Origin of the sequence: Vogesella sp. (assembly GCF_046297735.1) — a bacterium.
GTDB lineage: Bacteria > Pseudomonadota > Gammaproteobacteria > Burkholderiales > Chromobacteriaceae > Vogesella > Vogesella urethralis.
Genome location: NZ_JBKBHK010000017.1, coordinates 44790 through 70043, shown reverse-complemented (window position 1 = coordinate 70043; position 25254 = coordinate 44790). Strand labels below are relative to the sequence as shown.

The 25254-nt window shown below is 64.8% G+C and carries 28 protein-coding genes and 1 pseudogene; 14 read left to right on the top strand and 15 right to left on the bottom strand.

Features of this window, described 5'->3' with window-relative positions; translation table 11 throughout:
- Window positions 1-175: 175 nt before the first annotated feature.
- From ACK4FZ_RS15750 to ACK4FZ_RS15740, 3 genes are read right to left on the bottom strand one after another with little or no spacing between them, the layout of a single operon-like run.
- A complete protein-coding gene (locus tag ACK4FZ_RS15750; RefSeq protein WP_409822439.1) occupies window positions 176-301 on the bottom strand; it encodes a hypothetical protein in 126 nt (41 codons plus the stop codon).
- Window positions 302-313: 12 nt separating this feature from the next.
- On the bottom strand, window positions 314-865 hold the full coding sequence (locus tag ACK4FZ_RS15745) for a ParB-like protein (protein WP_409822437.1): 552 nt from the start codon (window positions 863-865) through the stop codon (window positions 314-316).
- Window positions 866-876: 11 nt separating this feature from the next.
- On the bottom strand, window positions 877-1770 hold the full coding sequence (locus tag ACK4FZ_RS15740) for a LysR substrate-binding domain-containing protein (RefSeq protein ID WP_409822435.1): 894 nt from the start codon (window positions 1768-1770) through the stop codon (window positions 877-879).
- 98 nt (window positions 1771-1868) lie between these two features.
- Here ACK4FZ_RS15740 and ACK4FZ_RS15735 point away from each other — a divergent pair, with 98 nt between their 5' ends.
- The 3 genes and pseudogenes from ACK4FZ_RS15735 to ACK4FZ_RS15725 all read left to right on the top strand — a co-directional run bounded on the left by ACK4FZ_RS15735 (window position 1869) and on the right by ACK4FZ_RS15725 (window position 4123).
- On the top strand, window positions 1869-2639 hold the full coding sequence (locus ACK4FZ_RS15735; RefSeq protein ID WP_409822433.1) for a type 1 glutamine amidotransferase domain-containing protein: 771 nt from the start codon (window positions 1869-1871) through the stop codon (window positions 2637-2639).
- Window positions 2640-2655: 16 nt separating this feature from the next.
- Window positions 2656-3297 (top strand): annotated as a pseudogene (locus ACK4FZ_RS15730) (NADPH-dependent F420 reductase); the annotation flags it as partial.
- 193 nt (window positions 3298-3490) lie between these two features.
- Window positions 3491-4123: a hydrolase gene (locus ACK4FZ_RS15725; protein WP_409822431.1), complete on the top strand. Its 633-nt coding sequence runs from the start codon at window positions 3491-3493 to the stop codon at window positions 4121-4123.
- Window positions 4124-4314: 191 nt separating this feature from the next.
- Here ACK4FZ_RS15725 and ACK4FZ_RS15720 read toward each other — a convergent pair whose 3' ends face one another.
- From ACK4FZ_RS15720 to ACK4FZ_RS15710, 3 genes are all read right to left on the bottom strand, one after another.
- Window positions 4315-4968: a DsbA family protein gene (locus ACK4FZ_RS15720; protein ID WP_409822429.1), complete on the bottom strand. Its 654-nt coding sequence runs from the start codon at window positions 4966-4968 to the stop codon at window positions 4315-4317.
- On the bottom strand, window positions 4965-5417 hold the full coding sequence (locus ACK4FZ_RS15715) for a disulfide bond formation protein B (protein ID WP_409822427.1): 453 nt from the start codon (window positions 5415-5417) through the stop codon (window positions 4965-4967). The genes ACK4FZ_RS15720 and ACK4FZ_RS15715 overlap by 4 nt, the downstream gene beginning before the upstream one ends.
- A 90-nt stretch (window positions 5418-5507) precedes the next feature.
- A complete protein-coding gene (locus tag ACK4FZ_RS15710; RefSeq protein ID WP_409822425.1) occupies window positions 5508-5837 on the bottom strand; it encodes a hypothetical protein in 330 nt (109 codons plus the stop codon).
- 375 nt (window positions 5838-6212) lie between these two features.
- Between ACK4FZ_RS15710 and ACK4FZ_RS15705 the strand changes: the two genes are divergently transcribed.
- The 7 genes from ACK4FZ_RS15705 to ACK4FZ_RS15675 all read left to right on the top strand — a co-directional run bounded on the left by ACK4FZ_RS15705 (window position 6213) and on the right by ACK4FZ_RS15675 (window position 12613).
- The gene (locus ACK4FZ_RS15705) at window positions 6213-6836 is read left to right on the top strand and encodes a CDP-alcohol phosphatidyltransferase family protein (protein WP_409822423.1); all 624 of its coding nucleotides are present in this window, start codon (window positions 6213-6215) and stop codon (window positions 6834-6836) included.
- 10 nt (window positions 6837-6846) lie between these two features.
- A complete protein-coding gene (locus ACK4FZ_RS15700) occupies window positions 6847-8607 on the top strand; it encodes a bifunctional alpha/beta hydrolase/class I SAM-dependent methyltransferase (protein ID WP_409822422.1) in 1761 nt (586 codons plus the stop codon).
- Window positions 8604-9962, top strand: a complete 1359-nt coding sequence (locus tag ACK4FZ_RS15695; RefSeq protein ID WP_409822420.1) for a phosphatase PAP2/dual specificity phosphatase family protein — start codon at window positions 8604-8606, stop codon at window positions 9960-9962. Before ACK4FZ_RS15700 ends, ACK4FZ_RS15695 begins: the two co-directional genes overlap by 4 nt.
- Window positions 9959-10402, top strand: coding sequence for a hypothetical protein (locus ACK4FZ_RS15690; RefSeq protein WP_409822418.1), 444 nt, complete (start codon window positions 9959-9961; stop codon window positions 10400-10402). The genes ACK4FZ_RS15695 and ACK4FZ_RS15690 overlap by 4 nt, the downstream gene beginning before the upstream one ends.
- Window positions 10403-10410: 8 nt before the next feature.
- Window positions 10411-11142: a lysophospholipid acyltransferase family protein gene (locus ACK4FZ_RS15685; protein WP_409822416.1), complete on the top strand. Its 732-nt coding sequence runs from the start codon at window positions 10411-10413 to the stop codon at window positions 11140-11142.
- A gap of 5 nt (window positions 11143-11147) precedes the next feature.
- Window positions 11148-12110 carry a phosphatidate cytidylyltransferase gene (locus ACK4FZ_RS15680; protein ID WP_409822414.1) on the top strand — a complete coding sequence of 321 codons (963 nt, stop codon included), beginning with the start codon at window positions 11148-11150 and terminating at the stop codon, window positions 12108-12110.
- Window positions 12111-12268: 158 nt separating this feature from the next.
- Window positions 12269-12613 (top strand): zinc ribbon domain-containing protein YjdM, encoded by a 345-nt coding sequence (locus tag ACK4FZ_RS15675; protein WP_144373771.1) that lies wholly within the window; start codon window positions 12269-12271, stop codon window positions 12611-12613.
- 85 nt (window positions 12614-12698) lie between these two features.
- Here the strand turns inward: ACK4FZ_RS15675 and ACK4FZ_RS15670 are convergent, their stop codons facing one another.
- Both ACK4FZ_RS15670 and ACK4FZ_RS15665 read right to left on the bottom strand, forming a co-directional pair.
- Window positions 12699-13208, bottom strand: a complete 510-nt coding sequence (locus ACK4FZ_RS15670; RefSeq protein ID WP_409822412.1) for a GNAT family N-acetyltransferase — start codon at window positions 13206-13208, stop codon at window positions 12699-12701.
- A gap of 4 nt (window positions 13209-13212) precedes the next feature.
- A complete protein-coding gene (locus ACK4FZ_RS15665; RefSeq protein ID WP_409822410.1) occupies window positions 13213-15264 on the bottom strand; it encodes a prolyl oligopeptidase family serine peptidase in 2052 nt (683 codons plus the stop codon).
- Window positions 15265-15393: 129 nt separating this feature from the next.
- On the opposite strand from ACK4FZ_RS15665, the gene ACK4FZ_RS15660 reads away from it, so the two are divergent.
- Complete coding sequence (locus tag ACK4FZ_RS15660; RefSeq protein ID WP_409822408.1) at window positions 15394-15882, top strand: Ivy family c-type lysozyme inhibitor; 489 nt, start codon at window positions 15394-15396, stop codon at window positions 15880-15882.
- Window positions 15883-16263: 381 nt separating this feature from the next.
- Here ACK4FZ_RS15660 and ACK4FZ_RS15655 read toward each other — a convergent pair whose 3' ends face one another.
- The gene (locus ACK4FZ_RS15655) at window positions 16264-17157 is read right to left on the bottom strand and encodes a LysR family transcriptional regulator (protein ID WP_409822406.1); all 894 of its coding nucleotides are present in this window, start codon (window positions 17155-17157) and stop codon (window positions 16264-16266) included.
- A 121-nt stretch (window positions 17158-17278) separates the two neighbouring features.
- Between ACK4FZ_RS15655 and ACK4FZ_RS15650 the strand changes: the two genes are divergently transcribed.
- Entirely contained in the window at window positions 17279-17992 is a 714-nt protein-coding gene (locus tag ACK4FZ_RS15650; RefSeq protein WP_409822404.1) for a carboxymuconolactone decarboxylase family protein, read from the top strand.
- A gap of 34 nt (window positions 17993-18026) precedes the next feature.
- On the opposite strand, the gene ACK4FZ_RS15645 is transcribed toward ACK4FZ_RS15650, so the two are convergent.
- The 5 genes from ACK4FZ_RS15645 to ACK4FZ_RS15625 form a co-directional block, all read right to left on the bottom strand.
- Complete coding sequence (locus ACK4FZ_RS15645; RefSeq protein ID WP_409822402.1) at window positions 18027-18785, bottom strand: sulfite exporter TauE/SafE family protein; 759 nt, start codon at window positions 18783-18785, stop codon at window positions 18027-18029.
- Window positions 18782-19813, bottom strand: coding sequence for a low-specificity L-threonine aldolase (ltaE, locus tag ACK4FZ_RS15640; protein ID WP_409822400.1), 1032 nt, complete (start codon window positions 19811-19813; stop codon window positions 18782-18784). The genes ACK4FZ_RS15645 and ltaE overlap by 4 nt, the downstream gene beginning before the upstream one ends.
- Window positions 19814-19956: 143 nt before the next feature.
- Window positions 19957-20187 (bottom strand): hypothetical protein, encoded by a 231-nt coding sequence (locus ACK4FZ_RS15635; RefSeq protein WP_409822398.1) that lies wholly within the window; start codon window positions 20185-20187, stop codon window positions 19957-19959.
- Between the two features lie 120 nt (window positions 20188-20307).
- Window positions 20308-21060: an MBL fold metallo-hydrolase gene (locus ACK4FZ_RS15630; protein WP_409822396.1), complete on the bottom strand. Its 753-nt coding sequence runs from the start codon at window positions 21058-21060 to the stop codon at window positions 20308-20310.
- Window positions 21057-21665, bottom strand: coding sequence for a methyl-accepting chemotaxis protein (locus ACK4FZ_RS15625; RefSeq protein WP_409822394.1), 609 nt, complete (start codon window positions 21663-21665; stop codon window positions 21057-21059). Before ACK4FZ_RS15625 ends, ACK4FZ_RS15630 begins: the two co-directional genes overlap by 4 nt.
- A 151-nt stretch (window positions 21666-21816) precedes the next feature.
- Here ACK4FZ_RS15625 and tcdA point away from each other — a divergent pair, with 151 nt between their 5' ends.
- Window positions 21817-22599 carry a tRNA cyclic N6-threonylcarbamoyladenosine(37) synthase TcdA gene (gene tcdA, locus ACK4FZ_RS15620; protein ID WP_144373758.1) on the top strand — a complete coding sequence of 261 codons (783 nt, stop codon included), beginning with the start codon at window positions 21817-21819 and terminating at the stop codon, window positions 22597-22599.
- 48 nt (window positions 22600-22647) lie between these two features.
- On the opposite strand, the gene ACK4FZ_RS15615 is transcribed toward tcdA, so the two are convergent.
- Window positions 22648-23397, bottom strand: coding sequence for a substrate-binding periplasmic protein (locus ACK4FZ_RS15615; protein WP_409822392.1), 750 nt, complete (start codon window positions 23395-23397; stop codon window positions 22648-22650).
- Window positions 23398-23708: 311 nt separating this feature from the next.
- Here ACK4FZ_RS15615 and ACK4FZ_RS15610 point away from each other — a divergent pair, with 311 nt between their 5' ends.
- On the top strand, window positions 23709-25214 hold the full coding sequence (locus ACK4FZ_RS15610) for a methyl-accepting chemotaxis protein (RefSeq protein WP_409822390.1): 1506 nt from the start codon (window positions 23709-23711) through the stop codon (window positions 25212-25214).
- The last annotated feature ends 40 nt before the right edge of the window (window positions 25215-25254 follow it).

The following is a 25254-nucleotide window of genomic DNA, read 5'->3' as shown; positions in this document are numbered from 1 at the left end:
TCCATCACCAGCGCGGCTTTGCGCTTGGCGGTCCAGCGTTTGATGTCGTCTTCCATGGTCATACTCATCACATGCTCCTGTGTGAATTATGACCTGTGCAGGTTTTTAGTGGGTCATTACACCACATCATGCAGATGAGTTGGTGGGCACGCTGCGCTTTGCCCACTCTACATCGTTACATTTCCTTGCACGCCTTGCCGGGGTAGCCGGGCAGTGTGCTGGCCTCGGGGCTGCAGGCTAGCTGTTGCGCCTGCGCCAGCCGTGCCGGCAATGTGGCGGCGGTGACGTCGGCCCAGCCCATCTTGTTGCCCAGTCAGCTGGCCCAGGCAAATTCCACAAAGTACACGTCGTCTTTTTTGCTGAAGTAGCCGTCGTCCTGCAGCCAGCCGGCCAGGCTGCGGTACGGGTAGTCGGGTAGTGCGCTTAGCGTGGCGGGCAGTTGCGCCGGCGCCAGCGGCTGGCCTTGCTGGTTGTACAGCCAGGCCCAGTGCCGTGCCTGCATCTGCGCCCAGAAGCCGTCGGCCTGCGGTAGCTTGCCGATCACCTGCACCGGTGCCTGGCGCACGCCCACGCGCAGCAGCGCGCTGGCAAAGTGGTGGCGGTCTACCAGATACAGTTGGCCGCCGGGGCCGATCACCACCGGGATGGCCTTTTTGCGGATGCGTGCGGCCAGCTTGTCGGCGGACAGCTGCCGCAGGCTGGTGGCTTCGTCGTCTACCTGCAGCTGGCCGATGCCGCCCTGGGTGGGGTGCAGCGCGGCCAGCGCGGTGTCGCACCAGCTGCCGACGGGGGTATCGGGTTGGCAGGGCGCGGCGCTGGCGTTGGCCGCGATGCAGGCAAGCAGGGGGATGAGCAGATGACGCATGGTGGCTCCGGTCAGGGGGTGGGCGGCGTTTGCATGTCGGCTACCGCCAGGTCGATAAAGGCGCGGACTTTGGGCGTCAGGTAGCGGGCGCTGGCAAACAGCGCGTGTACCGGCACGCTGTCCGGCTGCCAGGCGGGCAGTACCCGTTGCAGGCTGCCACTGGCTACGGCGGGGGCGGCCACCAGCAGCGGCAGCATGGCGATGCCCAGGCCGCTGGCGGCGGCCTGGCTGAGGGCAAACACATTGTTGGCGCGCAGGCGTGGTTGCAGTGTCAGGCTGACGTGGCGGCCATCGTGGTGCAGCTGCCATTGCCCCTGGTGGCGGCCGCCACTGAAAACCAGCTGCGGGTGCCCGGCCAGCGCTTGCGGGCTGTCGGGTTGGCCGCTGCGTGCCAGGTAGGCGGGGGCTGCGTACAGGCCGTATTGCAGCTCGCCCAGCTTGCGCGCCGCCAGCGACGAGTCGGGCAGCGGCCCCAGCCGGATGGCCAGGTCGAAGCCCTCGTGCACGATGTCGACCAGCCTGCTGGTGTAGTCGGCGTCTACCGTCACCTGCGGATACTGGCCAAGGTAATGCTCTAGCCAACGGCTGACCGCCATCATGCCAAACTCCACACCGCAGGTAAGCCGCAGTGTGCCGCGCGGTTCGCCTTGTGCCTGTTGTACGGCGTGGCGGGTATCGTCCACCGCTGCCAGGATGGCCTGCGCGCGCTGGTAAAACTCGCGGCCGATTTCGGTGAGCGACAGCGCCCGCGTGGTGCGCGCCAGCAGCCGCACGCCCAGCGAGCTTTCCAGCTGGCTGATTACGCGCGACAAGTGCGCTTTCTGGGTGCCCAGCGCGTCGGCAGCGCGGGTAAAGCTGCCCAGCTGTACCACTTTGACGAAGGCCTGCAGGGCGTAGAAATCCATTGTTGATGATTCCGGCAACAGAGAGTGCCATTTGGCCTGATTTATCTGGATAAACGCAAGCGGGCACACTGTGCGCTCCCCTGTTCAAGGAGTGTGTGATGAGCTTGCACGACACCAATCCCCGCCAGCCTGCCCAGCCCAAGCGCATTGCGCTGGTTATCGCCAACCCGGCCGTTTCCACTACCACCGGCTGGCCGGTGGGCTTCTGGTGGAGCGAACTCAGCCACCCCTATCACGTGTTTACCGAAGCCGGTTACGCGGTGGAAATCTTCAGCCCGGCAGGCGGCCGCTGCGAAGCCGACGCCATGAGCGACCCCAACGATGCCAGCGGCTACAGCCGTCACGACCTGATCAGTCAGGGGTTCATCCATACCCCGTCCTTGCTGGCGCAGGTGCAAGCTACCCGGCCGGTTACCGACATCGACCTGGCGCACTTCGACGCCATCGTGGTGGCTGGCGGCCAGGCGCCGATGTTCGGCTTCGAGCACGCCACCGCGCTGCACACCGTGTTTGCCGCTTTTTACGAGGCCGGCAAGGTTGCCGCTGCCCTGTGCCACGGCGTGGCCATTCTGGCCTACGTCAAAGACAGCCATGGCCGTTACCTGGCCAGCGGCAAGACGGTAACCGGCTTTGCCAATGTGGAAGAGGATTTTGCCGACCAGGCGGTGTGGGACTACGGCCTGCTGCCGCGCGGCACGCACGTGATGCCGTGGCGCATCGAAGACCGGTTGAAGGCGCTGGGGGCCAATTTCGTGCAGGCCGGTGCCTGGCGCAGCTTTGCCGTGCGCGACGGCAACCTGGTGACCGGGCAGCAAAACTTTTCCGGCGAGGCCACCGCGCGGCTGGTGATCGAGGCCCTGGGCCGCTAACGTTTTTCTTCAGGAGCAGAACATGCGTATTGCGTTTATCGGTTATGGCAATGTTGGCGCCCCGCTGGCAGACCAGCTGCAGCGGTTGGGCCACCAGGTCACGCTGGCGGCCCGCGACCCCGGTTCACCGGCCGTACAACACGCGCTGGCGCGCAACCCGGCCTTGCAGGTGGCCAGCCAGGCCGACGCCATCGCGGCCGCCGAGCTGGTGTTTCTGGCTACCCCGTTCAGCGTGGCCACCACGCTGTTGCCAACGCTGGCCGAGGCGCTGGCCGGCAAGGTGGTGGTGGATTGCACCAACCCGGTTGGCCCCGGCCTCAGCCATGGCCTGGATAGCCGGCAGTCCGGTACGGCGCTGCTGCAGCAAGCGTTGCCGGCGTCGCGCCTGGTGAAGGCGTTCACCATCTATGGTTACGAGAACTTCGAGAACAACACCTACCCCGGCTACAACGTGCAGCCGGTGATGATGTATTGCGGCGAAGAGGCTACTGCCAAGACGCTGGTGGCCGGCTTGATCGCGCAGTTGGGCTGGCAGCCGCTGGACGTGGGTGGCCTGGCGCAGGCGCTGCATCTGGAGCACATGACGCTGCTGTGGATACGCATGGTGCGGGCAGGGGGGCACTCGCCGCACCGGGTGTGGGCCACACTGACACGCTAGCCGTGCTGCAGCCATGCCAAGCTAGTGCGGTGGGGCGAGAGGGGCATGCTGATGGTTAAGGGGCAGTGCTTTTATCGAACGCTGTCATCCGGCATAGCATGTCTGGGCCGTCTGCCGCGCGCCGGGCCGGCAGCGGCAGCCACTGTCAGCTTACTGCGCAGTGCTGTAATGCCCGGTGTCTGAGGAGATGCTCATGTCCACCGCTACTCGCCCCCGTCCCCCGCAAACCGACAGCTTGCTGACCCCTCAGAACGCGGTGCTGGCGCTGATCGACTACCAGCCCGAGCAGTACCGTGGCGTGCACTCCGTTGACCACGACGAGCTGCTGCTGCACGTCACCACCCTGGGCGAGATTGCCACCGCGTATGCTGTGCCGGTGGTGCTGTCCACGGTGTTTGTGCAGCACGGCATGAGTGGTACCAATGCCGAGCTGTTGGCCGCATTGCCTGGCGTACCGGAAATCGACCGTACCAGCATGAATGCTTGGGAGGATGACGCATTTCGTGCTGCGATCGAGCAGACCGGGCGGCGCAAGCTGATCATCGCCGGCTTGTGGAGCGAGATCTGCGTGGCTTTCCCGGTGCTGGACGCGCTGCGCGAGGGCTACGAGGTCTACTTTGTCGCCGATGCCATCGGCGGTGTATCGCTGGCGGCGCACGAGGCGGCGATGCAGCGCATGGTGCAGGCCGGTGCCGTACCGATTTCTGTTATCGGGCTGGCGGGCGAGCTGCAGCGCGACTGGGCGCGTGAAGACACGGCTCCGTCCATGCGCCGCATCATGCGCAGCTATTTTGCCGGTATGGCGGCTTTGCGTCGCGGCGCCTGAGTCGGGGTAGAAGTAGCGCCTGGTCGCATCATTGCCGATGGGGAGACGACTACGCGGTGTATATCCCCACTGGATGCGCGCCGGGCGGGTCCGGTTTGCCAGGCAGCGAGCATGCGCCTTATCGACACTGTGGCCAGACAAGACAAAGGCGGGTTCCAGCTGGCAGCCCGCCTTTGTCGTTGGAGCTGGTTTTAGCGGCTGGCTTTGGCGATTTCTTCTGCTACCAGCGCTTGCAGCTGGGCATGGCCAAAGCTTGGCAATGGCCGGCCATTGACGAAGAACTCCGGCGTTTTGCGCACTTGCAGGGTTTGCGCATCTGCCAGGTCCTGGGCGATGACGTTAGCGATGTCCGGTGCGGCCATATCGCTTTTCAGTTGGGCCAGGTCCAACCCCGCTGCGGCCAACGGTGCCCAGATCCGTTCTTTATCCACGCTATGGTTGCGCGCCAAATCATCTTGCGCGGCTAGCAAGGCTTCCATTGCTTCCCAATACTTGCCTTGCCGGCGGGCTGCTTCCAGCGCAGCCACCAGTTGGTCAGAGCCAGCATGAAAGGGGGCGTAGCGCAGTACCAGGCGGATTTTGCCGGGGTTGGCCGCCATCATCTCCTTGATCAAAGGGTAAAAGGCGCGGCAGGTTTCGCAGGCTGGGTCGAAGAACTCGACCAGCACCACCGGGGCATTGGGGTTGCCCAGCGCTGGCGAGTGCATGCGTACCAGTGCCTCGCGGTTGACGCTGGCCTGCTGCGCAGCCTGTTCGCGCTGCTGCGATTGGTAGAAGGCGCTTGCCGCCAGAAAGCCGGACAGCAAGACGATAGCGGCCACGATGAATAGGGTTTTCGGTTTCATTTGCATGCTCGTAAGTGGGTTGCCAGTAGCAAAGCGCTAATGGTGAGGAAGGCGGCGGCTGATAGCAGCGGGATGGTGACGAAGCCGAACCACTCGATGACGGTGACCGAGCACGGCACGCCCTGGCTGCATGGCTGCATGGCCTCGGGGATGACGCCAGCAGTCACCAGCAGGTGGAAACACGCGATCAGGCTGCCGGGTACGGCCAGCGCCAGGCCGTAGCGCGCTACTTTGTGGTCGTAGGGAAACAGCCCCAGTGGCAGTAGCAGTACCAGCGGAAACATGAAGATGCGTTGGTACCAGCACAGCACGCAGGGGGGCAGCAGCATTACTTCGCCAAAAAACAGGGCGCCAAGGGTGGCCAGCGTGGCCAGTAGCCAGGCGGCAAAGACCAGGAACCAAGCCCTAGGGCTGGGCTGCACCGGTGTGGCAGGTGTTAGAAAAGTCATGGCTATGCCTTGGGCAGAATACAGACGCACCGTGGCCAGCATGCTGGCAACGGTGAGGATGACGCGCCGGCTATAGCCGGTGCAAGGGCGTCAGGCGTCAGGCGTCAGGCGGCGGGGGGGGCGGATGGGGGGCGCGATGACACGCATGGCCAAGGCTGGTGGGGCCTGGCCCTGTTGCGGGGGGATGAAAATGGCTGCCAATGCGGTCTGGGTTGCTGGTTGCGGGCCGGCGTGCAGGGCGCAGCAGTCTTCATCGCCCGCGGCCAGCTCCGCCTCGCCGTTGAGTTTGCCGGCGCAGCTCTGCACGCAGCCACGCAAGCCGGCATCGGCGCAGCTGCCGCCAGCATGGGCCAGGCTCATGGCTTGTAGCGATAGCAACATCAGGGCCAGTAACAGGCAGGTAAGGCGGACAAAACGCATGCTGTGGCGGTGGGCTGGGGGCAGGTTGGTCGGGGCGCTGCAGGCTGGCTGTAGCGGTGTGCGCTATGACCTGCTGATACCGGTGCGGGTTCCGAACCAGCTGGCAACCGTTGCGGCCAACCTGGGCTAGGGGCTGGGCTGGATGGCCAATGAGGGTAGCCCGGTGATATGCTTCTGGGCTTTTCATGTGCAGGCTGGCCATAACGGTGCCAGATGCGTTCTTCGATTTTTAAATCTATCGAAATGGGCACGTCATTGCCGATGTCACCCTATCGCCGCTCACGGTTTGTTGCGGTGCCCGTTATTATATCGGCATGATTCGAGCACCAGGGTCGGCGCTGCTGTGGCCGCTGCCTGTATCTCTAGGAGGGTTGGGTGTCTGTCTACAAGCTTAAACCGGCGTTCCAGCAGTTGCTGCGGCCTGCGGTGGCCGCACTGTATCGCCGCGGGGTGACTGCCAATCAGGTAACGCTGTTTGCCTGCCTGGTGTCGCTGCTGCTGGGCCTGGCCTTGTTTGTACTGGCACCGGCGCCCTGGCTGTTCGTGCTGGTGCCGGTCTGGCTGCTGCTGCGCATGGCGTGCAATGCGGTGGACGGTATGCTGGCGCGCGAGTTCGGCCAGCAGTCGGCACTGGGAGCCATGCTTAACGAACTGACCGATGTGTTATCCGATGCGGCCCTGTACCTGCCTTTTGTCTGGGTACTGCCCGGTTCGCCGTTCTGGCTTGGGCTGGTCATCGTGCTGGCCGGGTTATCCGAATTTGCCGGTGCGCTGGGGCCGACCGTGGGCGCTAGCCGCCGTTACGACGGGCCGATGGGCAAGAGCGACCGCGCGGTGGTGTTTGGTGCGCTGGGTCTGCTGGTGGCTACTGGCTGGCCGTTGCCGGCGTGGCTGGCCCTGCTGATGCCGCTGCTGGCCTTGCTGATTGCGCTCACCATCGTGCGGCGCGTACGTTTTGCCTTGCAGGAAGGGGCGACCTCTTCTGCACAGAGTCAATGAAGGGAATGTCATGATGACCAGCCGGCTTGCCTGCGAAGGCCATTTCACCACCCACGATGGCGAGGCCCTGTTCTACCGGCACTGGCCGGCAACGGGTGCGCAGCGGCGTGGTGCGGTGCTGCTGTTCCATCGCGGTCATGAGCATGGCGGCCGGATGGCGCATCTGGTGGACGAGCTTGATCTGCCCGATTTCGACTTTTTTGCCTGGGATGCGCGTGGCCATGGCCGCTCGCCCGGTTTGCGCGGCTACAGCCCGGGTTTTGCCGATTCGGTAAGGGACGTGCAGACCTTTGTTGATCACATCGCGGCGCAGCACGGTGTGGCCGTGGCAGATCAGTACATCATTGCGCAGAGTGTCGGTGCGGTACTGGTTTCTACCTGGGTACACGATTACGCGCCGAACATTCGTGGCATGACGCTGGCCTCGCCGGCCTTCAAGGTCAAGCTGTACGTGCCGTTTGCCCGTCAGGGCCTGGCGCTGCTGCACAAATTGCGCGGCCTGTTTTTTGTTAACAGCTACGTGAAGGCCAGGTTCCTCACCCACGACCCGCAGCGCATGGCCAGCTACGATACCGACCCGCTGATCACGCGACCGATTGCCGTCAATATCCTGCTGGACTTGTACCGCGCGGCCGAACGGGTCGTGGCTGACGCCCAGGCCATCGTCTGCCCCACCCAGCTGCTGGTGTCAGGGGCCGACTTTGTGGTGCACCAGCGCCCGCAGAAGCAGTTTTTCGCACGGTTGGGCAGTACGGTGAAGCACTATCTGCCGCTGCCGGGTTTTTATCACGATACGCTGGGCGAGCGTGACCGGGCGCCGGCAGTACAGGCCGTGCGCCAGTTCTTGCTGCGCCAGTTCGATACCCCGGCCGAGGCGGTGTGCTTGCATCAGGCCGACCAGTACGGTGCAACGGCAGACGAAGCCCGTGCACTGGCGCGGCCCTTGCCGCTGCTGTCGCCACGTGGGCTGTACTGGGCGCTGACGCGTGCCGGTCTGCGTTTGGGTGGCGTGTTGTCCGAGGGGGTACGGCTGGGGCACCAGACCGGCTTTGATTCCGGCAGTACGCTGGATTATGTGTACCGCAACCAGGCTCGTGGCTGCTCGCCGCTGGGGCGGCTGGTGGACCGCATCTATCTGGATTCGATAGGCTGGCGCGGCATACGCCAGCGCAAGCTGCATGTGGAGGCTTTGTTGCGCGAGGGCATGCAGCGGCTGGCCAGTGGCGGGCAACAGGTCCGGCTGATGGATATTGCCGCCGGCCATGGCCGTTACGTGCTGGATGCTATTGCGGACAGCCCGGCCCCGGTGGTGTCGGTATTGTTGCGCGACTATAGCGACATTAACGTTCGGGATGGCCAGGCCCTGATTGCGCAGCGCGGCTTGCAACAGCTGGTACGTTTCGAGAAGGCTGATGCCTTTGATCGCGCTGCCATCGCCGCCGTTTCGCCGCGGCCAACGCTGGTAACGGTGTCGGGCTTGTACGAACTGTTTTCCGACAACGAAATGATTGCCCGCTCGCTGGCGGGTGTGGCTGCCGCCGTACCGCCGGGGGGCTATCTGGTGTATACCGGCCAGCCGTGGCACCCGCAGCTGGAGATGATTGCCCGGGCGCTCACCAGCCATCGCCAGGGCCAGGCCTGGGTAATGCGCCGCCGTTCGCAGGCCGAGCTGGACCAGCTGGTTGCCGCTGCCGGCTTTCGTAAGGTGGCGCAGCGCATCGACCAGTGGGGCATTTTCACCGTGTCGCTGGCGGTACGTGAGGCGCCATGACCATTCGGCAACCCGTTTGGCCGTGGCGGCGTGCGGCAGCCTGGCTGGCGCTGCTGGCGCCGCTGTTCTACCTCAGTTATGGCTTGGCCAACTGGCTGGCAGCGCAGCGTGCGGCCAACGGCACGCTGCCGTCGGTGGTGTTTGACTGGGAGCGGCAGATACCGTTTGTGGACTGGACCATCTTCCCGTACTGGTCCATCAACCTGTTTTATGGCCTGTCGCTGTTTCTTAGCCGTAGCCGGCACCGTATCGACCGCCATGCTGCCCGCCTGCTCACCGCGCAAGCGGTGGCAGTCAGCTGCTTTGTGTTGTGGCCACTGCAGTTCAGCTTTGGCCAGCCAGCGGCGGACGGGGCGGCAGGGTGGCTGTTTGCGGCCTTGCGCAGTTTTGACCAGCCATTCAACCAGGCGCCGTCACTGCACATCGCGCTGGCCGTCATCCTGTGGGACTGGTACCGCCAGTTTACGCCGCGGGTATGGCAACGCTGGGTGTTGCACCTGTGGACGTTGGCCATTTGCGTATCGGTACTGACCACCTACCAGCATCACTTCATTGATATTCCTACCGGCGCCTTGCTGGGCGTGTTGTGCGTGTGGCTGTGGCCGCTGTCACCCCAGCCGGCGTTGTGGTCGTGCTGGCGTGTCCGTGCTGACCGGCAACGCCTGAAGTTGGCCGCCTGTTACGCCACTGGCGCTGCCTTGCTGCTGGCGTGTGCATTCGGTGCTGGGGGTGTGGCGCTGTGGCTGGTGTGGCCAGCAGTGTCCTTGTGCATCGTGGCACTCAACTATGTTGCCCTTGGGGCCCGTGGCTTTCGCATGGATCGCCACGGCAATATGCACTGGTCGGCGCGCTGCTTGCTGGCACCTTACCTGTTGGCGGCACGCGTCAATGCCTGCTGGTGGACCCGGCAACTGCCGGCCCGGGTAGAGGTGCGGCCGGGGCTATGGCTGGGTCGCCGCCCCAGCGAGGCCGAATGGTTGGCCGCAGGCAAACCGGCGCTGGTAAGCCTGTGTGCCGAACTGCCTTTGCCGGCGGCCGTCAGGCAGCGTAGCCGTTGCCTGCCGCTGCTGGACCTGGTGGCGGCCAGCCCGCAACAGCTGGGCCGTATGGCGAGGATGGTGCAGGCGCAAAGGCATGCCCACCCCGATGGCACGGTGTGGGTATGTTGCGCACTGGGGTTTTCGCGCAGTGCGGCGGCGGTGATGGCCTGGCTGTTGCGCTACCAACCTGCCCTTGATGTGGTACAGGCCCTGGCCCTAACCCGGCAAGCGCGGCCACAACTGGTGCTTGGCCCGGCCTGGTTGGCGGCGCTGGCCAGCATGCGGCGCACTCCCGATAGCGGAGAACCGCCATGAGCCCGCTACCCGACGCGTCGTGGCGTGCCGAGGCGCTGGTACTTCAAGGGTTGCTGGGGGCCAGCCTGCGCAGCCTGGGACCGTGCGCGATGGCGTGCAGCCTGCTGGCCTTGTGGTCGCTATCAAGCGGCCTGGCCGGCCCGTGGGCCGCCAGCGCGGGCTGGTTTGCAGTACTGCTGACAGGTCTGGGCGAGCGCTATCTTGCGCTGCGGCTGGCATTGGACGAAACACTGTTTCGCCAGCTGGGAACGCAGCAGCTGGCTGACCTGACGGCGCTGGATCAGGCACTGGCGCGGCTGGGGCTGCGTGCGGAGGCTGCTGTGCCCCGCGACTGGCCGTCACGGCTGCAGGGGGCAAAGCGCTTGTGGCAGGGTTATGTGCTTTTGGTGATGCTGCAAGTGCTTGCAGTCATCGTGATTGTGTTTGTTGAGATAGTGTGAGCGCCATCATGTCCGAATCGACCGGCTCCCCCCCTGCTGCTAGTGCTGCCCCGGTGGCTGCGGCCTGTATATTGCTGCGTCGCGGCGTGGCCGCCGTGGTGCGGCAGCTGATTGTCAGCGGCGCCCGGTTGATCACCGGGCTGCGGGCGCTGAGCAGCCAGGGTAGCGCCCCGGCCACCACGCAGACGGTGTACTTTGCCAATCACACCAGTCATGGTGATTTCGTCCTGTTATGGGCGGCTCTGCCCGCCGCGCGGCGGCGGCAGACGCGGCCGGTAGCCGGGCAGGACTACTGGGGGCACTCGCCTCTGCGTCGCTTTATCGGTGGCGACGTGTTCCATGCGCTGATGATCCGCCGCGATGGCAACGGCAGTGCCGACCCGCTGGCGCAGATGACCACGGCCTTGCGCGCGGGGCATTCGCTGATCCTGTTCCCCGAAGGCACCCGTAATACCGGCGATGCCAGCCTGTTGCCGTTCAAGAGCGGTATTTACCATTTGAGCCTGGCCTTTCCCGACGTACAGTTTGTGCCGGTCTGGATAGACAACCTGCAGCGGGTACTGCCCAAGGGCGCCTTGTTGCCCGTACCGCTGGCCTGCAGCGTGCGTTTTGGCGATGCACTGCCATTGCTGCCGGGCGAAAACAAACCCGCATTCTTGCAGCGGGCACGACAAGCCCTGCTGGACCTGCGGCCGGTCTATGACCGTGACACGGCGCCGGCCGTATCGCCTTCCGAGTAAAGCCCATGAATCTTGCCATCATGTCCACTTGGCTCAGCCCGACCGGCTGGCTGTTTACCGGCGTGACCGCCGTGCTGCTACTGGCCTCCACCATTGCCGCCCTGCTCAAGTGGCGGGTTGCCGCCGGCCAGCCGCATGCCGTCATCGACAACCTCACTGCGCGCATCAATGCCTGGTGGGTGATGGTCGGTGTGCTGGCGCTGGCTTTCCTGCAAGGTAAAACCGGCGTGGTGTTGCTGTTTTTCCTGGTGTCGTTCTACGCGCTGCGCGAGTTTCTAACCCTCGCCTATACCCGCCGCGCCGACCATACCGCCATGGCTGCGGCCTTCTACATTGCCTTGCCGCTGCAGTACTTTCTGGTGTGGATAGAATGGTATGGCTTGTACTCTATCTTCATTCCGGTTTATGCCTTCTTGCTGCTGCCCATCCTGGCGGCCACCGGGGGCGATACCCAGCGCTTCCTGGAGCGGGCATCCAAGGTGCAGTGGGGGCTGATGGTGTGCGTGTTCTGCATTAGCCACGTACCGGCTTTGCTTACCTTGCCGATACCCGGTTTCGATGGACGCAACCTGATGCTGATCGCCTTTCTGGTGATCGTGGTGCAAGGCAGCGACGTCTTGCAGTATGTGTGGGGCAAGCTGTTCGGCCGGCGCAAGGTGGCGCCGCTGCTGTCGCCATCCAAAACCTGGGAAGGGTTACTGGGCGGTGTGGGTAGTGCCACCCTGTTGGGCGCCGCCTTGCACGGCATCACGCCGTTTACGCCGTGGCAAGCCGCCGCCATGGCTTTGCTGATCTGTGTGATGGGTTTTTTTGGCGGGTTGGTGATGTCGGCGATCAAGCGTGACCGTGGGGTGAAGGACTGGGGCCACATGATAGAAGGCCACGGCGGCATGCTGGATCGTACTGACTCGGTGATCTTTGCCGCGCCCGTGTTCTTCCATGCCGTGCGCTACTGGTGGGTGCCGTAATCGCGGTCGCGGCGAAACCCGTGATGGCGTGCCCGCTTAGTCTGGCCGCATGACGGCGAGGTATCGCCGCAGCCCGAAGAGAGGCCCGATTTGCGGTAGCGCTAGCCAACGAGGGATAATGCCCCTTTTGCCAGTAAGGCAAACCCGAAAGGAATCGCATGAGCACCCTCCCGAACTGCCCGGCCTGTCAGTCCGAATTCACCTACGAAGACGGCAGCCTCTACATTTGCCCGGAGTGTGCGCACGAGTGGTCCAAAGATGGCGCCGCCGCCGTGGAAGCCGAAGAAGCCCGCGTGGTACGCGACGCTAACGGCAACCTGCTGCAAGACGGCGACAGCGTCACCGTGATCAAGGACCTGAAAGTGAAAGGCAGCTCGCTGGTGGTGAAAGTGGGCACCAAGGTGAAGAACATCCGTCTGGTGGACGGCGACCACGACATCGATTGCAAGATCGACGGCATCGGCCAGATGGGCCTGAAGTCGGAGTTCGTGAAGAAAGCCTGACACCGCTGCGGCCAACCGGCCCCGCGACGCAAAAGCCCGCTGGCACTGCCAGCGGGCTTTGTCTTTGCTGCGCCAGCGCGTGCGCCTAGCGGCCCAGCGGCATCACCATCTCGTGCCACTGCATGCCGCCGTGCAGCGAGGCCGACGGCTGCACGTACTGGTAGCCCAGGTGCGTGTACAGCGCCACGTGCTGCGGCTTGCACATCAGGTGGATGGCTTGCTTCCCGGCCGCCTGCATGCGCTGCACAAAGCTGCGCATCAGCAGCCCGGCGTAGCCGCGGCCCTGGTAGGCCGGGTCGATGACGACGGACATGATCACCACGTTGGCTGCCGCCGGGTCGTGGCCGATCAGCTCCTTGAACGCCTCGTCGGCCATTTCTACCTGGTGCGCGCAGCCGCTGTTGATAAAGCCGACCAGCTCGCCATCGCATTCCAGCACCAGAAAACCGGCCGGGTACTGCGCAATGCGCAGCGCGATTTTTTCGGCGGTGGCGGCCTCGTCACCTTCGTAGGCGCCGATTTCGATGGCGTAACAGCGGGCGGCATCGCGCGGCTCGGCCAGCCGCAGGGTCAGTTGCGGGTTCGTTGTGGTCATGGCCCTAATCCATCAGCTGGCGGTACAGGTAAACCAGCACCCGCGCCAGTTCTTCGGCGGTTTGCGCCTGGCCGGTGTTGCCGCCGTGGCCGCCGCCTTCGGTTTCAAACAGCAGCGCGTCGTGGCCCAGCGCCTGCATACGCGCCACCATCTTGCGCGCGTGCGCCGGGTGTACGCGATCGTCCTTGCTGCTGGTGGTAAACAGCGCCAGCGGGTAGGCGGCGTCGCCACGTACGTGGTGGTAGGGCGAGTAGGCGGCCAGCGCGGCGCGCTCGGCAGGGTCGTCCGGGTCGCCGTATTCGTCCACCCAGCTGGCGCCGGCCAGCAGCTGCGTGTAGCGCAGCATGTCCAGCAGCGGCACCTCGCACACCACCGCGTTAAACAGCTCGGGGCGCTGTGTCAGGCAGGCGCCCACCAGCAGGCCGCCGTTGCTGCCGCCTTCGATGCCCAGCCGGCGCGGGCGGGTGATGCCGCGCGCGATCAGGTCTTCGGCTACCGCGATGAAGTCGTCAAAGCTCACCTGGCGGTTCACACCCTGCGCTGCCTGGTGCCAGGCCGGGCCGAACTCGCCGCCGCCGCGAATGTTGGCTACCGCAAACACGCCGCCTTTTTCCAGCCATTGCGGGCCGAAGTTGTCCATGTAGTAGGGCATCATCGGCACTTCGAAACCGCCGTAGCCGTACAGCAGCGTCGGCGCGTTGCCGTCCTGCGCCAGCCCGGCGCGGTGCACCACAAAGTAGGGGATGGCGGTGCCGTCCGGCGCGCTGGCGTGGTACTGGGTGGCCACGTAGCCGCTGGCGTCAAACGCCGCCGGCTGCTGGCGCAGCACCTCGGGCTGGCCGCCCGCCAGCAGGTCCAGCCGGTACAGGCCGGCGGGGGTGAGGAAATCGCTGTAGCTGTAGTACAGCAGGTTGCTGTGCCACGGCTGGTCGGCAAACTCGATCACGCCGCCTTGCGGCAGCGGGTTGGCGTGCGGCTGCCAGTGGCCGTCGGCCCAGCGCAGCGTATCGAGCCGGCTTTTGACGTTGTCGATGACGATGATGGCCAGCAGGTCCAGCGTGGCTTCCACCATTTCTACCGACTGGCGGGCACCAGGCAGCAGCAGCGGCTGGATGCGGCCAAGCTGGCCGCTACCGGCGGCGCAGGCTACCGCCAGCAGGCTGCCGGCGGCGTAATGCTGGCCGGCAAAGTGCCAGTCTTCCGCCAGTTTGACGATCAGGTCGCCGTGGCTATAGGCCTCGATCTCGGCGCGCGGCGGCAACGGTAGCGCGATCAGGCTATCGCCACTCAGTAGGTAATAGGTTTTGCTGTAAAAGCTGTCCGACGCTTCGATGATGTCGAACGCGGTGATGGCGCCGGCTGCCAGCGGGTTGGCCGCGTCCAGAAAGCGCCACGCGGCCACCATCATCGCGTCTTCGTCCAGCTGCAGCAGCGGCTGCGCGTCGGCCCAGCTTTGGCCGCGTTGCAGCAGCCATACTTCGCGCGGGTAGCCGGCGCGGGTGAGCTGGCTGTCGTCCCAGGCCGGGCACACGAACACGCTGTCCAGGTCGCGCCAGGCGATGTGGTTTTTGCCGTAGGGGAAGGCAAAGCCGCCGGCCACGAAGGCGCCAGCGTTCAGGTCGTACTCGCGGCTGACGGTGGCGTCGCTGCCGCCGGGGGTAAGGCTGAGCAGCACGCGCGTGGGCTGCAGCGTGTAGTGCGACACGCCGTCCAGGTACCAGTCCACGTCTTCGTCGGCGGCCAGCTGGTCGATGTCGATTACCGTCTGCCAGTCTTGGGCGTTGGCGCGGTAGCTGTCCAGTGTGGTGCGGCGGTAGATGCCGCGCGGGTGGGCGTCGTCCTGATGGAAGTTGTACAGCCAGCCGTCGTGCTCGGCAAAGAACGGAATCTGCCGCGTGTCGCGCAGGTTGGCCAGAATGCTGGCTTGCAAATCGGCAAAGCGCGGGTCGGTGTCCAGCCGTGCACGGGTGGCGGCGTTTTGGGCGGCTACCCAGTCCAGGGCGGCGGCGTCGTCCAGGCTTTCCAGCCAGGCAAAATCATCGGTGTGTGGGGTCATCGGGGCAGGGCAGAGGGTTGGCCGCAAGGCAGCAATGGGCGGATTGTGCGGCAGTTTGCGCACGCAGGGAAGGCAGCGGCGAAGGCTGCTGGCATAATGCAGGTATCCCCGCAGCTACCGGAGCTTGCCATGAAGAAAACCATCCTGATCGTGGCCGCCTTGTTGGCCGCCAGCCCGCTATGGGCCAAGCCGGTGACGGCCACCCAGGCGGCCACCTGCAAGACGCAGGCGGCTTGTGCCTATTTTGGTGATGTGTACAGCGGCGATCGTGCCTTTCGCACTGCCGTGCAGGCCGTGTTTCGCGGTAGTGGCAACAAGGCCCCCGCCTGGGTGGCTGCGGGTGTGATGTCGCCGCTATTGCCCATCCAGCAAGGGGCGGAGCTGTACCTGCGCGGCAGCGTGTGCCAGCCGCACAACTGCCCGCACCAGCTGCTGGTGCTGTACCAGCCGCGCCGCCAGCAACTGGTGGCGCGCTACACCCGCGAAGACGGCAGCCAGCTGTGGCTGGGCCGGCCGTCGGCGGCGCAGAAGGCACTGCTGCAGGACGAAAGCGACCCCGCCTCGCCGCTGGCCGGCAAGCTCACCGATAGCACCCCGCTGCCGCTGGTGTTGCCTTAAAGGTTGGCCGCCAGCGTAATGCCAGTCAGTTAGCGCTGACTGGCGTTTTTTTTGGCTAGGGGTTTGTTGTGTTTGAAGAGTGCTAATGTGTCCGCGATGCGGACGATGATTAGATGCCGGTTCCGCCCGGCAGACGGGAAAGGGGGCGGATTGCCGCCCCCTTTTCATTCCCCCGCAACCCGGGGCTGCTCGAAACCCCGTTCAAAATGGCACGCCCCAGGCGCCGCCGAACTCGCCCCTCTCTAACGGCTCGGGGCTCAAACAAATCGGCGTCTTAAAACCTGGGGCGCACCATTTTGACCGGCTCGCGCCAACGGGATGGGGCGCTTCACTCACGTCCTGCTACTTGCAAACCAAGCACATTTGCCTAACTGACTGGCATTAAGCCGCCAGCGCGGCCTTCAGGTAGTCGATCCACAAGCGCATGGCCTGCGGCAGGTGGCGGCCGCTGGCATAGTACAGGTACAGCCCCGGCATGGCCGGGCACCAGTCGGCCAGAATGCGGGTGACCCGGCCGTCGGCCAGCGCCGCCGCGGCGTAGCCTTCAAAAACCAGCGCAATTCCCAGCCCGGCGGCGGCGGCTTCCACCATCAGCGGTTGTTCCCCCAGCGTCAGCTGCCCTTGCGGCTGCACCGTCAGCGCCTCGCCGTCTTTGGCCAGCTCCCACGCGTACAGCGGCCCGTTGCCGAAACGGTGGCGGATGCCGGCGTGCCGCGCCAGCTCGGCCGGGTGTTGCGGCGTGCCGTGCTGCGCCAGGTAGCCAGGGCTGGCGATGACGGCAAAGCGCATCGGCGGCCCTACCGGCACTGCCACCATGTCGGCAGCCAGCGTTTCGCCAAAGCGCATGCCGGCGTCGAAACCGGCGCTGACGATGTCCACCAGCGTGTCATCGCATACCACGTCCAGCTGAATACCCGGGTAGCGCTGCAGAAAGCCCGGCAGCAGCGGCATCAGCAGCAGGTAGGCCGCGGTGCGCGGCACGTTCAGCCGCAACAGGCCCTGCGGCAGGGCGCGATAGTCGTTGACCGCTTCCAGCGCATCGCCAATCTGGCCCAGCGCCGGCCCCAGCCGCGCCAGCAGCGCTTCACCGGCTTCGGTGGCGGTGACGCTGCGCGTGGTGCGGTGTAGCAAGCGCACCTGCAGCCGCGCCTCCAGCTGGCGCAGGCTGTGGCTGAGCGCCGACGCGCTGACGCCCAGCTCCTGCGCCGCAGCGCGAAAACTGCGGTGGCGTGCCACGCAGGCAAAGGCGTACAGCTCGTTCAGCGGTGGTGTCATTGGTGAATTTGGCTCAGTAAAGCAAGAAAGATAGCCTGGATTGTAGCGGGTAATTGCCGGCCTTACGCTGTCAGCATGGCTACAGCCACCCCGGTTGGGCCCCACCAGACAGGACTGCGCCATGACCGCTGCTGCCAGAGCTACCACACTCCCCTATCAACTGATCGCTCGCCTGGGCCTGTGCGATGGCGTGGCCGTCGACGAGGCGCGCCAGGCCTTGCAACAGCTGTGCTGGCACACCCGGCGCGAGCCCGGCTGCCTGCGCTTCGAGCTACTGCAGCAAACCGATGATGCCGCCGGCTTCTGGCTGCTGGAAAGCTTCCGCGACGCTGACGCCTTTGCTGCCCACCACGCCGCCGCGCATACCGTGGCCTACCAGGCGCGCGGCCTTACCCGGCTGCTGCAGCACTGGCCGCTGACCACGCTGCCGCCGCTGGCACCTGCGAAGCCGGATGACGGCGCCACCCGCTACGCGCGGGGCCTGGCGCGGCTGGCGCAAGTGGATGGCGAGGCCGGCCAGCGCGTCATCGATGTACTGCAAGGCGTGGCCCCGGCGTTGGCCGCGTACACCATTGCCTTTCCGTTTGGCGAGGTATATCAGGACGACGTGCTGACGCTGAAAGAGCGCGAAATCGCTACCATCGCGGCGCTGGCCGCGCTGGGCTACGCCACGCCACAGCTGAAGGTGCATCTACACGGTGCACTGAACGTAGGCTGCAACCGCGACGAGGTGATTGCGGTGCTGACGCAGATGGCGGTGTACGCCGGTTTCCCGGCGGCCATCAACGCGGTACTGGCGGCGAAAGAGGTGTTTGCCGAACGCGACGCTGCATGAGGCGGCGGCCAAGCTTGAGGGCTTGGCCGCGTGCCTAGCCGTACACCTTCCAGAAAAACGCGGCGGTCAGCACGCTGCCCAGCGCCACCACCACCCGCTTCAGCCACAGCGCCGGCAGGCGGCGGGCGAGGCGTGCGCCGGCGACGCCGCCGCAGACGGTGCCGGCTAGCATCACCAGCGCGGCGGGCCAGTCCACCAGGCCGGCCACGATGAAGGTGAGCACCGCTACGCCGGAGATCAGCACCGATAGCCAGGTTTTCAGCGCGTTCATGCGGGTGAGGGTATCCAGCGCAAACAGGCTGTACAGCGCCAGCATCATGATGCCCATGCCGCCGCCGAAAAAGCCGCCGTAAATGCTGACCACGAACTGCCCCAGCAGCAGCGCGCCGGTACTGCGGCCCACGTTGGCCGCGTGCTGGCTCATCCAGCGCGTGAGCGTGGCGCTGAAGGCAAACATGGCAGTGGCCAGCAGGATCAGCCACGGGATCAGCACGTCGAACAGCCGGGGCGATACCACGGTGACCAGCCAGCCGCCGGCCAGACCGCCCAGCAGGCTGGCGGCGCTCATGCCCGCCATGGCGCGCTGGCCGGCGAGTTCGCGGCGGAAGGTGAGGCTGCTGGCCACGTAGCCGGGCCATTGCGATACCGAGCTGGTGGCGTTGGCCACGATGGGCGGCACACCGGCCGCTACCAGCGCGGGGAAGGTAATCAGCGTGCCGCCACCGGCCACGGCGTTGAGGCCGCCGGCGGCGAAGGCGGCGGCAAACAGCGCCAGCGCAACGGTGAGCGTCATGCGGCCAGCACGCTGGCGAATACGGCGACGACGCGGTCCAGCTCGCTGCGGCCAACCTGCCAGTGCGTCACCAGCCGCATCAGGCCGTGTTCTGGCCCGTTGGCCTTGATGTTGGCCGCGGCCAGTGCCGCCATCAGGCGGTTGTTATCCAGCGCGGCGGGCAGGCGGAACCACACCATGTTGATGTGCACGTTGTCCAGGTTCACTTCCACGCCGGGCAGGGCGGCCAGCTGTGCGGCCAGGTAGCGGGCGTTGGCGTGGTCTTCCGGCAGGCGGGCCACCATCTCGGTGAGCGCCAGCAGGCCGGGCGCGGCCAGTACGCCGGCCTGGCGCAGGCCGCCGCCCAGCAGCTTGCGGTTTTTGCGGGCGCGGGCGATGAAGGTGGCCGGGCCGGCCAGAATGGAGCCTACTGGCGCGGCCAGGCCTTTGGACAGGCAGCACATCACGGTATCGCTGTAGCGGGTGATGTCGCTGACGTCGCAGCCCAGGTGCACGGCGGCGTTGAACACGCGGGCGCCGTCCAGGTGCACCGGTACACCGTGCTGTTGTGCTACGTCCCACACCGCGGCCATGTCGGCCAGCGGAATGACGCGGCCGTTGCTGTGCGCGTTTTCCAGGCAGATCAGGCCGGTGCGCGGCCAGTGGATGTCTTCGCCGTCACGGATGCGTTTTTTCACCTCGGCGGCGGGCAGCACGCCGTTATCGCTGGCGATGGTGCGCAGCTGTACGCCGGCAATGACGGCGGCGCCGCCGGTTTCGTGCCACACGATGTGGCAGTCGTCGCCCAGAATCACCTCGTCGCCACGCTGGCAGTGGGTAAACAGCGCCAGCTGGTTGCCGAAGTTGCCGCTGGGTACGAACAGCGCGGCTTCCTTGCCCAGCAGGCGTGCGGCCAACGTTTCCAGCTCGTGTACCGTGGGGTCGTCACCGTAGACGTCGTCGCCGACCACGGCGTTGGCCATGGCCTGGCGCATGGCCGGGGTGGGGTGGGTAACGGTGTCGCTGCGCAGATCGATGACGATGGACATGCTGGCTCCTGGGCACAAGGGGAACGGTGGGGCGGTGCAATGCACAACGGCAACCCGGAGGTTGCCGTTGGAATGGACCGGGGGTTACCCGATTGTGCCAGCCGCAGGCCGGCTGCATGAAGGGGATTTTGGCAAAACAGTGTTCAGGCTGCGTTGATGTGGTAGGCCGCCTTGATGGCGGCGGCCTTGTCCAGGGCGCTTTGCAGGCCCTGCGCTCCCAGGCTGATGTCGTGGCCGCAGGTGCAGGCCAGGGCGGAGTCGGGTTGCAGGCTGGACAGGTGCTGGTGGTTTTCGTGGCCGCAGGCCGGGCACTCTATGACCACGGTGGCCTTGTAGTGCTTGTCCAGATCGATATCAAAGCGCGGTGACTTCATCAGGCGGTCTCCCGTAAAAGACAAGAACCTCCGCTGGCAGCGGAGGTTCTTCAACTTAGGAATGTGCCGGATTTATTGCAAGTTGCATTTGCCGGCACCCGCCCGCGATGGGCGCCTGGCCTAGCGGCGGTGGCGGAAGGTGCTGAGGCCGATGGGCAGCTCGGCAAACCAGTTGATGAAGCGCATCACGTCGTCGCCCTGGTAGATGCTGCCGTGTTGCGGGCACAGCATGTCGATCTTCATGCGGCTGGCGCGCTCGCACCAGTCCAGCTTGGCTTCGGTGGAGCCCATCCAGCGGCGGTGGAAGCCTTCGGCGTGGCGGATGTGCTTGTCGAAGTCGCGCACGAACAGGACATCGTCTTCCGGTGGCAGCAAGGCGGCACCGACATCGCCGCTGAACAGGATGCGCGCGTCCGGGTCGTACAGGTGGAAGTTGCCGGACGAATGCAGGAAGTGCGCCGGCACGTACTCGATATGGCCGCTGCCCAGTGGCATGCCCATGCCCTCGTCGGGAATGGCGGTCAGCGAGTGCTCGTCGCCGCCAAAGTGCGGGATGAAGCTGCTCCACAACCGGCTGACGTAGCAGCGGATCTCGGGGTTGCATTCCAGCCACAGGCCCAGCGACGAGATGATGTCCGGGTCCTGGTGCGAGGCAAACAGGTAGCGTACCGACATCGGGTCGATGATGGTGGACAGCGCGGCAAACACGGCCGGAAAGATCTCGCTGCCGCCCGGGTCGGTCAGCAGGTTTTCGCCTTCGCGGCTGACCAGGTATTCGTTGGTATCGATGACGCAGTCGGGTTTGGACGGGTCGCGGGCAATCACTACCCAACGGTGGCTGCCGTCCTGAAAAATGGTCTGGGCCGTTTTCATCGTCTTTGCATTCCTGTGCACAGCGCCTCGATCGAGGGCAGGATGTTCTGGATTTTCTGGTCGAATTCCTGGCTGACCTCGGCCAGCGCACGGCCGTATTCGCGGCCGTAGGCAGCTTCGATCTTGGCCGAGCGGGAAATGGCGGTGCCGAACTGGCACAGCTTGCGCGCGTCTTCCAGCCGGTCCAGCAGGCGCAGGCGCACGTCGCGTACGCGCAGGCTCACTTGCTCGAACTCGGCCTCGCGTCGCGTCATCACGTCGCGCAATGCCGGCGACGGGTTATCAACCAGGTCGGTGGCCTTCTTCAGCAGGCGGTAGCGGCGTTCCTGGCGCAGCAGGTCGGAGATCAGGTTCACCGCCAGGTAGGCGTCCTTGGATAGCTCCTGCATCAGCCCGGTCAGCTCCACCGACAGGCTGCGTAGCTCCTTGGAGATGACGCCGAAGCCCAGCGCCACCTCGCCGGCACGGTGCGCCAGCAGGATGGCGTTCAGCGCCATGATGTTGATCTGGAACGCGATCAGCACCACCCCCTTGATGCCTTCGTTCAGCCGCACGAAGCCGGCCAGTTCGCTGGTGGAATTCTTTTGTATTGCCCGGGTGCTCAACGCCTGCTCCTTCGCCGGTGGCCATGCAAAGAGTTTAGCAAAGCGCGTGCTGCGATGCCCCAGTTCTTTTAGTTTTACTAACAAGTGGTAACGCGCTGGTGCGCCGGGCGCAGCTTGGTTATGCTTGGCCGTTTTTTGACGGGAGTCTGGCATGGAAGCCGATCTGGATCGCCGCTTTGGCGGTATCGCCCGCCTGTACGGCGACGCCGCGCTGCAAACCTTTGCTGCGGCCAACGTATGTGTGGTGGGCGTGGGCGGGGTGGGCTCCTGGGTGGTGGAGGCGCTGGCGCGCAGCGGCGTGGGCCGGCTGACGCTGATCGACCTCGACAATATTGCCGAATCCAATACCAACCGCCAGTTGCCGGCGCTAGACCCGCTGTACGGCATGGCCAAGGTGACGGCGCTGGCCGAGCGCGTGCGCGCCATCAACCCGGCTTGCGTGGTGACCGAGGTGGAAGACTTCGTTACCGAAGACAACCTGGACGCCATGCTGGGCCAGGGCTTCGACTACATCGTCGATTGTATCGACAGCCTGCGCGTGAAGACGGCGATGGCGGCGTGGTGCGTGCGCCAGCGCCAGCCGTTTATCGTGTCTGGCGGTGCCGGTGGCCAGATGGACCCCACCCGTATTGCCATTGCCGACCTGGGCGCCGTCACCGAAGACCCGTTGCTGTCCAAGCTGCGTTACCAGTTGCGCCGCCATCACGGTTTCAGCCGCGAGCCGGGCCGCAAGCTGGGGGTGACCTGCGTGTACTCCACCGAGCCGCTGGTGTACCCGCAGGCGCAGGCCTGCGACACGGCGGAGGCGCGCGGGCCACAGGGTTTGTCGTGCGCCGGTTTTGGCGCCAGCGTGGTGGTGACCGCCAGCTTTGGCCTGTTTGCCGCCTCGCGCGTGTTGTCCGACCTGGCCGCCGGCAAGCGCCGCAAGCGTTGAGCGCCGGTTTATATGCAAAAAAGCCACCTTGAGAGGTGGCTTTTTCGCTTATGGCGTGGCCGGCAGCCGGTAGCGCTGGCGGTAGTACTGGCTGATGCGCTCGTATTCGCCACTGGCTTTCAGCTTCAGCAGTGCGGCGTCGAACTGCTGGCGCAGCGTCTGGCTGGCAAAGCCGACGTGGCGCGGCGAGTTGCCGAACAGCGCATAGCTGACGATATTGAAGCGCTGGCCGTTCAGGTCGGTCTGGGTAGGGTTGGCGCGGAAGATGTATTCGTCGCCGACGATGACGTCGACGCGACGGTTCAGCAGCAGCCGGTTCAGCGTGTCCTGATCGGCATGTTCGCTGTAGCCGGGTGACCGGGCGACTGCGGCGGCAAACTCGTTACCGAACAGCAGCCGGGCGTTCTGGAAGCTGGCCACGGTGTAGCGTGCCAGGTCGCTTACCTGTAGCAACACCACACCGCTGCGCTGCAAGGTGATGGCGCGATTGCGGTAGTAGATCAGCGGCTGCGAGTAATAGAGCCCTTCACTGGTAGCCGGCGTCAGTGTCAGCATCGCGTCTACCTGACCTTCTTTGAGCATGGCCAGGCCGCGAGCTTGGGGTACCTGGACCACTTTGATCTGATGGCCCGCTTGGCTGAGTACCGCGATGGCCAGCGCCGACTCCAGCCCGGTTTGTCCACCCGCCTCGACATAAGGGGGTTTGGGCAGGCCGACCGCCAGGCGCACCTCCGCCGCACTGGCGCTGAGTGCCGGCAGCCAGGCCAGAACGAGCAGGCATTGTCTGAGTTCGCGCATGAGAGTGGGTTTCGGTCGTCGAGCGGTTATCGGTTAAAAAAGGGTGGGCTGTCCATTATTGTGGTGTGGCATGAATTTGTCAGCGTCATCGCCTGTCAATGCGGCCTATACTCACTGACAGCTGTGGGGGGGTAAGTTGATGAAACTTTTAACGAATAAGCGTGCCAGCGTGGCAAGTTACCTGTGTGCACTATGGCTATTGTACGTGCTGGGGGGCTTGGTACTGTTGAATTGGCAGGCAGTTACCCGTTTTGGCATGCGTTTATGTGGTGGTTAACCCTGTTTCAGTCCTGACCGACCGGAGGTGTGACGTGACGGAAGTAATGAGCATAGAAGCGCGTATTGCCCAACTGCGCGCCACGGCTGACCGTACCCTGGTGCTGACGCTGTGGCTGTTGTTGTTGCTGACCCTGTTGCTGGCCAGCTGGCACGATACCTGGCTGGAGGTGTTACTGCTGGGGGTGCCTGCAGCCGTGGTGCCGGCGTTGCTGGTCCGGCTGGCGCCTGCCGGTGCCCGCAGCACCCGTTTGGCGGTGGCGGCTTCCTTCATGGTGTTTTCGGCGCTGATGATCCATCAGAGCCGCGGCATGCTGGAGTTTCACTTTGCCATTTTCTGTTTTCTGGCTTTTTTGCTCTATTACCGCGACTGGCTGCCCATCGTGCTGGCTGCCGCCATTATTGCACTGCATCACGTCAGTTTTTACTTTTTGCAACTTAACCAGGTACCGGTGTTTGCCTATCCGTCGGTAGGCAGCTTTTGGGTGGTGTTACTGCATGCGGCTTTTGTGGTGGCTGAAACCATCGTGTTGGTGATTTTTGCCCGTCGCATGTACAGCGAGAGTGTGGAGGCTGCCACGGTAGCCATGCTGGCGGAAACCATGGCCAAAGGCGACCTGCGGCCAAGCACCATGCCGGTACCGATGGATAGCGATTTGCTGCGCATCGTGTTCAACATGCAGCAGTCCCTTGCCTTGCTGGTGGGCAGTGTGGCGCGTGAGACCGACAGCATACGACAAAGCTGCCAGCAACTGGATCAGCTGTCGCACACGGTCAAGCAGGATGCCGCTTTGCAGCGCAGCAGCTCGCAGCAGATGGCAGAGCAAACGGCTCAGCTAGCGCAGACGATAGGCAGCAGCAAAGATAGCGCCATGCTGGCCTCGCAGCTGACGCGCGATGCCGATCAGGTGGCCGGCAAAGGCCGTGCCATCATTCGCACCACTATGCAGGAGATGCAGCGCATGTCTGAAACCATCCAGGATACGGCTGGCCGTATCGAAACGCTGGGTAGCGCCAGCGACAAGGTTTCGGGCATCGTCAATGTCATTCGCGATATTGCCGATCAGACCAATCTGCTGGCGCTGAATGCGGCTATCGAGGCTGCGCGTGCGGGTGAGAACGGTCGCGGTTTTGCCGTGGTTGCCGACGAGGTACGCAAGCTGGCCGAGCGTACGGCGCTGTCGACCCGTGAAATCCAGCAAGAGATCGAGGGCATGCAGGACAGCAAGCAAGTGGCCGTCAGCAGTATGAGCAGCATGGTGGCGCGGGTGCAGAACGGTGTGGATCTGACACGGGAAGTGGAAGCCGCCATCGATAGCATTGCGCAGTCGGTACAAGGCGCAGCCGAGGTGGTGGCCGGCATTGCCGGCAACCTCAGTGCCCAGGTGAACTCGGTGCAGGGCATTGGCCAGCAGATCAGCGACGTGGCGGCTATTGCTACCCACAACGACGAGCGCGTACTGCAGGTTGCTAGCCTGACGCACGCCATGCTGGACACGGTTGGCCGCATTCAGGCCGATACCGACAAGATCCGGGTATAGAAACGGCAATGGCTTTTTCTGGCCGTGGTGGCGGGCTTGC